Source organism: Streptomyces acidiscabies (genome assembly GCF_020010905.1).
In the GTDB taxonomy this organism is placed as follows: domain Bacteria; phylum Actinomycetota; class Actinomycetes; order Streptomycetales; family Streptomycetaceae; genus Streptomyces; species Streptomyces acidiscabies.
Genome location: NZ_JAGJBY010000002.1, coordinates 24,463 through 36,578, shown reverse-complemented (window position 1 = coordinate 36,578; position 12,116 = coordinate 24,463). Strand labels below are relative to the sequence as shown.

At 73.5% G+C, this 12,116-nt stretch carries 8 protein-coding genes; 4 read left to right on the top strand and 4 right to left on the bottom strand.

Annotated elements, in window-relative coordinates:
* Positions 1-447: 447 nt before the first annotated feature.
* Positions 448-1,560, bottom strand: coding sequence for a DUF2786 domain-containing protein (locus J8M50_RS27080; protein WP_010358408.1), 1,113 nt, complete (start codon positions 1,558-1,560; stop codon positions 448-450).
* Between the two features lie 213 nt (positions 1,561-1,773).
* Here J8M50_RS27080 and J8M50_RS27075 point away from each other — a divergent pair, with 213 nt between their 5' ends.
* Positions 1,774-2,493, top strand: a complete 720-nt coding sequence (locus J8M50_RS27075) for a Clp protease N-terminal domain-containing protein (RefSeq protein ID WP_010358409.1) — start codon at positions 1,774-1,776, stop codon at positions 2,491-2,493.
* 574 nt (positions 2,494-3,067) lie between these two features.
* On the top strand, positions 3,068-4,756 hold the full coding sequence (locus J8M50_RS27070; RefSeq protein ID WP_029184426.1) for a bifunctional 3'-5' exonuclease/DNA polymerase: 1,689 nt from the start codon (positions 3,068-3,070) through the stop codon (positions 4,754-4,756).
* 184 nt (positions 4,757-4,940) lie between these two features.
* Here J8M50_RS27070 and J8M50_RS27065 read toward each other — a convergent pair whose 3' ends face one another.
* Together J8M50_RS27065 and J8M50_RS27060 are read right to left on the bottom strand one after the other, a co-directional pair.
* Entirely contained in the window at positions 4,941-5,834 is an 894-nt protein-coding gene (locus J8M50_RS27065; RefSeq protein WP_010358411.1) for a glycosyltransferase family 2 protein, read from the bottom strand.
* Positions 5,835-6,105: 271 nt separating this feature from the next.
* On the bottom strand, positions 6,106-6,564 hold the full coding sequence (locus tag J8M50_RS27060) for a hypothetical protein (RefSeq protein ID WP_010358412.1): 459 nt from the start codon (positions 6,562-6,564) through the stop codon (positions 6,106-6,108).
* A 107-nt stretch (positions 6,565-6,671) separates the two neighbouring features.
* Here J8M50_RS27060 and J8M50_RS27055 point away from each other — a divergent pair, with 107 nt between their 5' ends.
* Positions 6,672-8,282: a hypothetical protein gene (locus J8M50_RS27055; protein ID WP_010358414.1), complete on the top strand. Its 1,611-nt coding sequence runs from the start codon at positions 6,672-6,674 to the stop codon at positions 8,280-8,282.
* A 25-nt stretch (positions 8,283-8,307) separates the two neighbouring features.
* Here J8M50_RS27055 and J8M50_RS27050 read toward each other — a convergent pair whose 3' ends face one another.
* Positions 8,308-10,254, bottom strand: coding sequence for an NB-ARC domain-containing protein (locus J8M50_RS27050; protein ID WP_010358415.1), 1,947 nt, complete (start codon positions 10,252-10,254; stop codon positions 8,308-8,310).
* Between the two features lie 255 nt (positions 10,255-10,509).
* Here J8M50_RS27050 and J8M50_RS27045 point away from each other — a divergent pair, with 255 nt between their 5' ends.
* The gene (locus tag J8M50_RS27045; RefSeq protein ID WP_010358416.1) at positions 10,510-12,105 is read left to right on the top strand and encodes a serine/threonine protein kinase; all 1,596 of its coding nucleotides are present in this window, start codon (positions 10,510-10,512) and stop codon (positions 12,103-12,105) included.
* Positions 12,106-12,116: the final 11 nt, after the last annotated feature.

Below are 12,116 nucleotides of genomic sequence, written 5' to 3'. Positions count from 1 at the left end.
GCTCGGCCGCGCCACGCTTGGCGGGCTCGGGGCGGGTGGGCCGGAGCTGAGACTCGGGGAGTCGTAGGGGTGCGGTCGGGCCGGAGGCCGACGGCGAGGCGGCTCGCGCCGGGCCCGGCGGTACGCGCTCCACAGCCCGGGCCTTGCCCGGTCGGAGCTGAGGCTCGGAGGGCGTAGAGGTGTGGCTAGGCCGACGGCGGGACGACTCGCGCCAGGCCCCCAGCGGCACGCGCTACGCGGCCCGGCCTTGCACGGCCGCGCCGCGCTTGGCGGGCTTGGGCCCCGCTTGAGGGCCGTGCAGTCGCTGGCGAGGTGCGCGGGCGCATCAAGGCGCGCCACGCTTGATGGACTCGCCCCCGCTTAAAGGGCTCGTGCCCGCTTGACGGGCTCGCGCCCTCGCTTTGGCAGGCTCGCGCCACGCTTGACGGCCCGCGCACCGCGCAACCCTCACGCCCCCGGCAACCCCCGCCACTCCCCCACCCTCGCCCGGTCCGCCGCCTCCGCCCCCTCGACCCATCCCGCCTCGTCCGTGATCCCCCGCAGCCTCGTGCTGACCGTGTGCGGGAACAGTTCGTCCGTCGCGTTGACCACCGCTACGTCGCGCGTCGCGAGAACCGGGAGCAGGTTTTCCGGGATCTGTGTGCGGGTCGCCTCCGCCAGGCGCGTGCCCATGCGGTGTGCGTAGGCCGCGAGGAAGGACTGGCGGAACGTTTTCGTGCGTTTGCGGCCGGACGCCCGTTGCGCCGCCTCCGCGCGGGCCATCGCCGTCTGGGCCTGGATCAGGAGCGAGGTGTAGAGCAGCTCCACCGCCTCCAGATCCGCCTCGAAACCGACCACCGTCGAGAAGCAGAAACCTTCGTTCCACACCGACCGGCAGTGGTTCGCCTCCGCCACCGCGTCCAGCAGGATCGCCTTCGCCTGCTCGTACGGCGGCTCCACGCCGATACGGCAGGCCGCGGGCGCGTCCGGCGCGGGCGCCGCCGCGTCGACCAGCGCCTCGTCCACACTGTGCCGCGCCATCAGCTCCTGCGCCTTCGCGGTGAGCGCCTCCGCCTCCTGCGGGTACGTCGTCGCCTCCGCCTTCGCGAGCAGCGCGCGGATCCGGGTGAGCGTACGGTCCGCGCCCGCGCGGGTGGGCCGGCGCGGCTCGGTCAGGGGCTCCAGCGTGGGCAGGCGCAGGAGGCGGCGGTACAGCTCCAGGACCGCCGTGGCCTGCGTGAACCTGTCCGCCGGGGGCGCCGGTTCCACCGGGAGCGCCTCCAGCTGAGCCTTCCAACGCGGACCCCGCGCGCGGTCGTTACCCGCCTGCGCGCGGATCAGGGCGGCGAGGTGACGGACGTGTACGTCGTCCAGGTCGCGGCGGGTGAGCCGTACGAGGTCGGCGGGCTGCCAGCCCCTCGTCCAGGCCGTCGCGAGGAGCTCCTCGCCCTTGGCCTTGAGGCCGGGGTCCGTGGTGGGGTCGGCGGCGAGGAGGGAGGCGGCGGTGTCGAGGGTGGCGTCCGTGGTGTCGTACAGGGCTGTCGCGAGGGCTTTGGCGAGGGTGGGGTGGGGCTGGCTCACTCGGTGATGGTGTCACGGGGTGGGTTTGGGGGGCACGCGCGCGTAGGAGGGCGACGGCGCTGGGGCGCACGCGCGCGGGAGGGCGGGTCGGCGTCGTCTCCCGTGCACGCGCGCGTGGAGCGCGATCTCTGCGTTCTCCGGCCCGCGCGCGTAGTGGCTCAATATCGTCAACCCAAGGTTGACACTCAAGGGGTGTCAACTTACGGTTGACACATGACCGAGCCCGAGAACATCACGTCATCCGTCCGTCTCGACGACCTCATCGTCGCCATCAAGAAGGTCCACCCCGAACCCCTCGACCAGCTCCAGGACGCGGTCCTCGCCGGCGAGCACCTCGGGGACGTCGCCGACCACCTCATCGGCCACTTCGTCGACCAGGCACGCCGCTCCGGCGCGTCCTGGACCGACATCGGCCGCAGCATGGGCGTCACCCGCCAGGCCGCCCAGAAACGCTTCGTCCCCAAGGACTCGGAGGACCTGGACATCGACTTCGCCCGCTTCACGCCCCGCGCGCGCAACGTCCTGGTCGCGGCGGACACGGAGGCGAAGAACGCGGGCTCGGTGGAGACGCTCCCCGCGCACATCACCCTCGGCCTGCTCTCCGAGCCGGAGGCGATCGCCGCGAAGGCGCTGGCCGCGCAGGGTACGTCCCTGGAGGCCGTCCGCGAGGCCGCCGTCGCGACGCTCCCGGCGTCCGCCGAGTCCCCCGACCTCCTGCCGTACAGCGCGGCGGGCAAGAAGGTCCTCGAACTCACCTTCCGTGAGGCCCTGCGCCTGGGCCACAACTACATCGGCACGGAACACATCCTGCTGGCGCTGCTTGAGCACGAGAACGGCGCGGGCCCTCTCAGCGGACTGGGCGTCACGAAGCCGGGGGTGGAGGGGTTCGTGGCGGAGGTGCTGGCGACGGTGACGATCCAGAAGAAGGGGTGACCGGAGGGGCGGCCGGGGACGGGGCGGGCTGGTTCGGGGCGGGCCGGGGGTTCGTCCGGGCCGGGTCGGTACGGAGCTGCTGAGGGCGGGGATGCCGGGGACGGCTGTCGCGGCAAGCTCGCTGGTGAGGCTGGTGGCCTCGGCCTTGAGGTATTCGCCGATGGCCTCGGCATCGGCAAGGGCCTATGCCTCGGCTTCCTCGGCACGGGCGAGAGTCGTGACGCAGGCATCCTCGGGCGCTGGCCGCCTCGGACGCAGGCCGCCTCGGGCCCCGGTCACCTCGACCCTGGTCACCTCCGGGCCGGTTACTTCCGGGCCGGTCACCTCCGGGCCGGTCACCTCGGACCCGGCCGCCTCAGGGCCGGTCACCTCGGGGCCAGTCGCCTCGGGCACGCCCCCTCGGGCACTTGCCCCCTCAGGACAGTCGCCCCCTCCGCGCCCAGCGACGGCCACCCGACCTCGCGCCCCTCGACGGAGCGCCGTCCGTATCTCCACCCCACCCACCCGACGCCCCCTTTTCTACCGTTACCACCCATTTCACGGCGTTGTCAGTCCCGCCTGCCACACTCGGCGTATGAGTGATCGCTGGGTTCTGGTGCCGGGCGAGGGAGGTGGCGTGGAGGTCGCCCCCCTCGGGGGTGACGGCGTGCTGACGGGGGACGTCGTGCGGGAGGCGAGTGTGGGGGAGGCCGTGCGGAAGCGGGGGGACGTGGGGCGGTGGGTGTGGCGGAGCAGCGCGGAGGTGTACGCGGGGGTCGTCGCCGCAGGCGCCCGCGTGGAGCGGTGTTACGACGTGGAGGTCGCCGAGAACCTGCTGCTGGGGCACGAGGGAAGGTTCGGGTCGCCGAAGTCGGCGTGGGCCGCGCTCGCGCGCTTGCGGGGCACCGCCGTACCGGCTGACCTGCCCGTACGGGCCGTAGAGCCGGGCGCCCAGCCCTCCCTGTTCGAGCCGGGCGAGGCCCGCGCGCGGCTCTCGGTCGGGGAGCTCGTGGAGGTGTACCGGGACCAGATGCGCCGCCACGACCTGGCGGAGCACCCCGCGCGGATGCGCCTGCTGACGGCGGCGGAGTCGGCGGGGACGCTCGTCGCGACCGAGATGAACGCGGCGGGGCTGCCCTGGCGCGCGGACGTCCACCGCAGCGTCCTGGGCGAACTGCTCGGCGAGCGGTACGCGGGCGGCGGCGAACCCCGCCGCCTCGCCGAACTCGCGGACCAGGTCTCCGCCGCGTTCGGCAGGCGCGTACGGCCCGACCTCCCCGCCGACGTCGTCAAGGCGTTCGCGCAGGCCGGGATCAAGGTCAAGTCGACCCGGCGGTGGGAGATCGAGACCATCGACCACCCGGCCGTGGCGCCGCTGATCGAGTACAAGAAGCTGTACCGCATCTGGGTGGCGCACGGCTGGAGCTGGCTCCAGGACTGGGTCCGCGACGGCCGCTTCCGCCCGGAATTCCTCGCGGGCGGCACGGTCACGGGGCGCTGGGTGACGAACGGCGGGGGCGCGCTCCAGATCCCGAAGGTGATCCGGCGCGCGGTCGTCGCGGACCCCGGCTGGCGGCTCGTCGTCGCGGACGCGGACCAGATGGAGCCGAGGATCCTCGCCGCGATCTCCCGCGACCCCGGGCTGATGGAGGTCGCGGGCCGGGCGAGCGACCTGTACCAGGAGGTGTCCGACCGCGCCTTCTCCGGCGACCGCGACCAGGCCAAACTCGCCGTCCTCGGCGCGGTGTACGGCCAGACCTCCGGCGACGGCCTCAAGAATCTCGCAGCCCTGCGCCGCCGCTTCCCGCGCGCGGTGGAGTACGTCGACGAGGCGGCCCGCGCGGGCGAGGAGGGCCGGCTGGTGCGCACGTGGCTGGGCCGTACGTGCCCGCCCGCGGCGACCGGCGAGGACGCGGAGGGCACAGGGGACGAGGCGGGCATCCCGGTCGAGGAGTCCCCGTCGGCCTGGGTGCCGGGCTACGCCTCGACCAACGCCCGCGCGCGGGGCCGCTTCACCCGCAACTTCGTCGTCCAGGGCAGCGCGGCGGACTGGGCCCTCCTGCTGCTGGCCGCCCTCCGGCAGGCGTGCGCGGGAATGGCGGCGGAACTGGTCTTCTTCCAGCACGACGAGGTGATCGTGCACTGTCCCGAGGACGAGGCGGAGGCAGTGGTGTCGGCGATCCGGGAGGCGTCGATGCTGGCGGCCCGGCTGACGTTCGGGGAGACGCCGGTGAGGTTCCCGTTCAGCACGGCGGTGGTGGAGTGCTATGCGGACGCGAAGTGAGGGGGGAGCGGGAACGGCCCGCCGGGTGACCGAACACCGGCCGCCCCGACACGGCGGACGGCCCTCGGGGGGCGGGGCATCGGGCGGCGGGGGCGCGAATGCCCGGGGCTCGTACGGGCCGGGCGCGAACGCCGAGAGCTCAGCCGACCGCCGTCCAGCCAACCCGCGTCCATTCGACCGGCGTTCAGATGATCGGCGGGCGGCCCAGCCTCGTCAGCTTCCACACCGTCCGCCACCGCATCGGCCGCCGTGGCCCCGCCGGCTGGCGGACGCCCTCCGCGAAGCCCGCGAACCATGCGCGCAGGCCCGCGAGGGAGCGGGTGCGCAGGAGGGTGACCGCGAGCCAGATGCCGAGGTGGACGGGGATCAGCGGGAGGGGGAGGTTGCGGCGGACCAGCCAGACGCGGTTGCGGGCGGTGACCCGGTAGTAGATCGCGTGCCGCGCGGGGGACGTCTTGGGGTGTTGGAGCAGCAGCTCGGGGGCGTAGAGGATCTTCCAGCCCGCGTCGGTCGCCCGCCACGCGAGGTCCGTCTCCTCGTGCGCGAAGAAGAACTCGGCGGGCCAGTCGCCGGTCTGCGCGAGCATCCGCATGCTGAGGGCGTGCCCGCCGCCGAGGAACCCGGTGACGTACCCGCCGTCCATGGGGTCCGGATTCCCGGGGCGCGGGACATGGCGGCGGGCCGTCTCCCCGTGCTCGTCCGCGATGCGGAAGCCGACGATGCCGAGCTCGTCGTCCGCGGCGAACAGGTCCCGTACGCCGCGCAGGGTGTCGGGGTCGGGCAGCAGGCCGTCGTCGTCGAGATCCACGACGACGTCCACGTCACCGAACTCCCGCAGCCGCGCCAGCGCCTCGTTGCGGCCACCCGGACAGCCCAGGTTCTCGTCCAGTTCGATCAGCGTGACCTCACCCGGAAGAGCGAGCCGGTCCGTGAACTCCGGCAGCCGGCAGCCGTTCCCCACGATCACGATCCGCGCGGGCGCGAGGCTCTGCTTCGCCACGGACTCCAGCAGGGCGTCGACCTCGTCGGGCCGGTTCCCCATCGTCACCACGGCAACCGCGATCCTCGGCTCCACCACGGCTGCACTCCCCTGTTCCACGTCCCTGTTCCCGGCCGGCCGGGCACCCATTCTCACCATCGGCGCCGACCGTTCACCAAGATGTTGCCTCAAGGGCGCGCGTTGTCGGACGAGTGGGTTGCTTTACCTCCTTTTTGCACGGGTTTGGATCGGGGGCGGATTCGAGTACGGATACGGCGGGTGGCTGGGGCCGGCCGGTCGCGCTGGCCAGCCGGTCACCGCCGGACGCCCGGTCACGCCATCCGCAGCCCGCAGCCCCCTCCGGCCACCGTCACCCCGTACCCCCCGAAGCCTCCCGAGCCGCCCCGATGAACGCCGACTTCGCCCCCTCCAACTCGTCCGGCGACACATGCCCACGCAAGGCCCCGGCGATCCCCCGGGCCGCCTCCGCGACCGGCGCCGGGCCTTCGAGGAGGATCAGGCCGAGGGCCCGCTGGAACGCCGCCTCGTCCTCGGCGCCGCCCCGCCCCGTCCGCTCCGTGAGGATCCTCGCCTCCGCCGCCGCGAGGAACTCCGCGTAGACGCGGCGGCGTTCGGCGCGGGCGCGCTGCTCGGCGTCCGCGCGGACCGTGATCCGTACGGATTCCAGGAGCGCCTCGGCTTGGCGGTCCCCCGCGTGCCGCGCCGCCTCGGCCTGCCGGATGCCGGCGCCGCGGGCGTACCAACCGGTGACGATGCTGCCCGCGACCGCGGAACCCGCGGCTATCAGGGCGACTCCCCATTCGCTCATGCGGTCATCTTTCCCGATCTCCGCCGCGAGGGTGAGGGTTACGATCGACTCATGCCACCGTCCTCGCAGGCCCCCCGGAGCCCCTCCCCACCTGCGAAAACCCCGGCATGACGAGGGTGCTGTTCGCCGCCCGCTCCGCGGTCGCCCTGTACCGGCTCCTGGATGTCGTCCCGGTCTTCGCCGGTGACTCCAGGATCACGCGCTGCTTCACCCTCGTCCCCGGCTCGGACTTCGGCGTGGACGCGCTGGCCGTCGTCGACGCCCTGGGCGGCCGGACCGTCCCGTGGGAGCAGGCCCGCAAGGAGGTGTACGAGCTTGTCGTCACCGCCAGCCCGAAGGGCGAGCTGGGCCAACTGAGCGGTACGCACGTGCTGTTGCCGCACGGCGCGGGGTTCAGCAAGACGATCCGCGAGGAGGGCTCGGCGGACTCGGCGTCGGGACTGGACCCGGCCTACCTGAGCCGCGCCCCGATCGCCCTGCACGCCATGGCCCACCCCGGCCAGGTCACCCGCCTCGCCTCGGCCGACCCGCACGCGGCCAGGCGGGCCGGCGTCGTAGGAGACCCCACCCTCGAACGCCTCCTGGCTTCCCGCCCCCTGCGCGACCGCTACCGCGCGGCGCTCGGCACCGGCTCCCGCACCCTCCTCGCCCTGACCTCGACCTGGGGCAAGGAGTCCCTGCTGGCCCGCCACCCGGACCTCCCCGCCGAACTCGCGGCCCAACTCCCGTACGACGAGTACCAGTTGGCCCTGATCGTGCACCCCAACGAACACAGCCGCCTCAGCACGTACGACCTCACCGAACGCCTCTCCCCCGCCCTCGACGCGGGCATGATCCTCGCCGCGCCCCGCGAGAAGTGGGCGTCAACCCTGATCGCCGCCGACGCGCTGGTCACCGACCACGGCTCGACGGCCCTGTACTTCGCATCCCTGGGAGACCGCCCGGTCCTCGCGGCGACGGACGGCGGCCCGGAGCTGATCCCGGGCAGCCCCATGGACGTACTCCTGCGCGCGGTACCGGAGTTGAGCCGTACGACGCTCCCGGCCGCCCTCCGCGCCTACCGCCCCGGCGCCACCCTCCCAGCGACACAAGCCGCGTTCGCGCACCAGGGCCACGCCCTGGACCGCCTGCGCGCCGAGCTGTACGCCCTCCTCGACCTCGCCCCGCCCCCTTCGGTGCCCCGGGTCCGCCTCCTCCCCGACCCCGCCCCGTCCCTCCGTCTCCCGACGGCCTTCGACACCCACGCCGGCCTCACCCCCACCGGCGTACGCATCGCCCGCCACCCCGTCGGCCTCGGCCCGCCGGGCCACCACCTCGCGGCGGAACACGGCACGTCGAGCGAGCAACTCACCCGTTCCGCAGGGGTGTTGTACCGCCGCCCCCTCCCCGGCGCCCCGACCTGGACGTCCGACGGCTGGACCCGCCACGCCCTGGACGAGTACCCCGGCTGCCGCACCGCCGGGGTCGTCCACCCCACCGGCGAGGGCCTGTTGAGGTTCCGGGACCGCGAACTCCCGTACGTGGTACGGATAGAGCCGCACACCGAGGCCCCCGGCCGCATCACGTACGTCGACCCGGCGGTCGCGGTGTCGGCGGCACACGTGTGGTCGAACGGCTGGGACGGTGAGCCGGTGGAGTTCAACTGCCTGGTGGGGGAACGGCAGTTCACGGTACGAGTACGACGAGCGACCGAGGCCGAAGCCGCAACGCCCGTATGACCGGGCCCCTTTCAGCTGCGGGCCCTCACGGTGCGGACTTTGGGCTGATCCCGTTCTTCCGCCTGATCTTCTCCACGGCCTCCCGATGCCCAGCGGCCTCCGCCTCCCGCCCGGCACCCGCCTCCAACTCCGCCAACGCCCCATGCACCCGCGCCTGTTCAGACTGGGACCCGCGCCGAAGAGCCCGCCCCAACGCCCCCTCGTACAGCTCCCGAGCCTCGTCGACCTCCCCGAGCCGCAGCACAACTCCCCCCAGGGCGAAGGAGATCCGCGCCGCGATCCGCTCCCTCTTCTGCTCGACCGCCGCCGCGCGAGCCTCGGTCAGCAACTCCCGGGCGATCTCCAACTCCCCCAGCCACGCCCGGGCTTCACCGATCCGATAGGTCTGGAGCAGCACACCGTACGGATTGGGCACAGCCGCATGGATGGCGAGCGACTTCTCGAACTCCCGCACAGCGGCCCCCCATTCACCCCGCACTCCCAACAGCATCCCCTTGGACTCCGCGACAGACCCCCGGAGTCTGGCGTCCCCGTCCCCGAGCAGCCCCGCCGCCGCCTCGGCCGCGTCCAGCTCCCGCCCGGCCTCGTCGAGTTGCCCCGACTCCCAGAGCGGGCGCGCGAGTTGGAGCCGCGTCCGGACGATCCAGTCGGCCCGCGCCCCATGCCGTACGGCGGAGTCGACGGCGAGCCGGAACGCCTCGACGACGTCGGACTGGTGGGGATGGTCGAGCGCGTACGTCCAGACGGGCTCGGCGAGCGCGACCGCCTCGGCGTCCAACTCCCTTGCGTGCGCGAGCCGTAGACACGCGAAGAGGGCGTGCCGCTCGCCGTACAGCCAGTCGGCGTCGACCTCGGCGTCCGGCGTGTCCGGCAGCGCCGGGAAGGTGTCGCCGACGGTCAACCGCCGCCCGGCGACGAGGAGATCGGCCCGCTGGGCCTGCCGTACGTACCACCGCAGGACCCGCACCCGGCCGGCGTCGGTCTCTTCGCCGTCCGCGCGGCCCCGGCGCAGCGCGTGCGCGTGCAGCGGCCCGGGGAACCGCAGGCGCGTGCCCTCGTCGAGGTTCAGCAACCCCGCCCGGTGGAGTTCCTCCAGCGCGGCGTGGCACGCGTCCTCGCCGAGGCCGAGCAGCGCGGTCGCGGAGGCCGGCGTGAAGGTGGGGCCGGGGTGGTGGGGCAGCAGGCGGTACAGGAGGGACGCGGGGTGCGAAAGTCCGCCGTACGCCGTGTCCCAGACGCGCTCGACGCCGGGTACTCCCTTCTCGTCCCACTCACCGCGCAGTTCGGGGAGCAGGCGGGCGAGCGGGCGCAGGCGGTGCGCGCGGATCCAGTTGCCCGCGACGTGCAGCGCGGCGGGCAGGCCGTCGCAGAGGTGGACGAGGGCCCGTACGGACTCGGGGTCCTCGGCCAACCTCGGGTCCCTGGCGACGAGTTCGAGGAGCTGCGTCGCCGCGTCCTCGTCCAGCGGGGGCAGCGCGAGGTCGACGGCGGCGCCGTCCTCCAGGCCGTACAGCGGGCCGGGGCTCGCGACGAGGACGGCACACGCGCCGGACGCGGGCAGGAGGGGGACGACCTCCGAGGCGTACCGGGCGTTGTCGAGGAGCAGCACGAACCGTCTGTCCGCCGTGAGGTTCCAGTACTGGCGGCAGCGCGCCTTGAACTGCGGTTCCACCAGGGCGGGTTCGACACCGAACGAGCGCAGCAGCTGGGCGAGGACGTCGCCGGGGTCGAGGGTGCCGCCCACGCGATGGTCGTCGAGGTCGACGGTGAGGACCCCGTCCGGATACCGGTCCAGCACGGTCCGCGCGACCAGCCGCGCCAACTCGGTCTTCCCCAGCCCCGCCGGCCCACTGAACGCCACCACCAGCGGCCGACCGCTCCCCCGCCACTCCTCCACCGCCCTCACCACACGCTCCCGTTCCCGATACCGGTTCACGAAGTGCACGGGCTCCGGCGGAAGTTCGACCCTCATACGACGCCTCTCATACGACACCCCTGGACGCGATTCCTCTACCCATCCGTCCGGGACGGCTCACTCGGGGACGGTCCCGGCAGGAGACAATCACACGCCATGTGCTCAGCACTCTGCCATTACCGCCGGACGGCGTACGACATCCACCGTAGGATCGCCCCCATCGACTGGCGACGTGCTCCTCAACAGGGGCTCAGAGCAAGGGCGTTGACCGGCGTGACCTGAGCGCTCCCCCGACCTGATGAGGAAATCACGGTGTCCGACGAAGGACGGCTGATCGCCGGCCGGTACCGCGTCCTCGACCGCATCGGGCGTGGCGGGATGGCCACGGTGTGGCGGGCGCGGGACGAGTCGCTCGCGCGGGTCGTCGCCGTGAAGCAGTTGCACCCGCAGCCGCATCTCGACGAGAGCGAGCTGGCGACGCTGTACGAGCGGACCCGGCGGGAGGCACGCAGCGCGGCGCGGATCAGCCATCCGAACGTCGTCGTCGTGCACGACGTCGTGGACGACGAGGGCCGCCCGGTCATCGTCATGGAGTACGTCCCGTCCGTCACCCTCGCCGAACTGGTCGCCGCGAAGGGCCCGCTCGCACCGTCCGAAGCCGCCAGGATCGGCGCAGGCGTGCTGGCGGCGTTGCGCGCGGCGCACGGCGCGGGGGTGCTGCACCGGGATGTGAAGCCGGCGAACGTGCTGCTCACCGAGGGGGGCCGGGTCGTCCTCACCGACTTCGGGATCGCCCAGGCCGTCGAGACTCCCGGGCTCACCCGGACCGGTCAGCTCGTCGGTTCCGTCGACTTCATGGCTCCCGAGCGGCTGGTGGGCGCGGCTCCCGGTCCCGAGGCGGACCTGTGGGCGCTCGGCGCGACGCTGTTCCAGGCCGTGGACGGCCGGTCGCCGTTCCTGCGGCGGTCGGTGACGGAGACGATGTACGCCATCGCGATGGAGCCGCCGCCGGAGGTGCGGGACGCCGGAGGTCTTACGCCGCTGATACGGGGGCTGCTCGCGCCGAAGCCGGAGGACCGGCTGTCGGGGGAGGAGGCCGAGCGGTTGCTGCTGGCCGCGGCGGAGAACCGTACGCCTGTAGCCCGAACTCAGGTGCCTCCCGACCCCGGCCCTCCTCAGCTGGACGTCACCACCGGCCTCGGCGCTCCTCGCAAGGACCGCTCCAGGCGCCGCACCCTCCTGCTGGCCGTGACAGCCGTCGTCGTCGCACTCGCCACGGCCGCTCTGGTCCTCACCCTCGCCCAGGAGCCGGAGAACGCGACGGCCGATCCGCTCCCCGGCGGCGGGACGACCCCGGCCCCGTCATCGTCTCCGGCCCCGTCGTCCCCGTCCCCCACCGTCTCACCGTCCGACTCCCCGACACCCAGCCGCGCCCCGTCCGCAACCCCCTCCCCCTCCGCCACGGGCGGACAGCAGGACTCCGCCCCCGAGAACAAGGCCACCGCCCCCGCCCCGAGCGCCGGCTCCCCCTCCCCCAGTGCTCCCGGCCGCACACTGGTCGTCGCCGCCTCGGGCAAATGTCTCAGCAGCGGAGCGGGCACCGAGGGCCTCCAGCTCTTCCAGTCAGCCTGTGACGGTTCCGCCTCCCAGCGCTGGCAGTTCACCGAGGGAACGGCCCGCGCCGCCGGCAAGTGCATGACCGTGGCCGGCGGTTCCTCCGAGGACCGCACCGAGATCCAGCTCTCCACCTGCACCGGTTCCGCGAGCCAGCGCTTCCGCCTCACCGGTACGCAGCTCGTCGCCACCGAGTCCGCGAAGTGCGTCGACATCTTCGGCGGCGCGAGCGGGACGGGGGCTGTGCTGTGGGAGTGCAACGGGCGGGACAACCAGACGTGGACGGCGTCCTGAGCGGCGCGAGG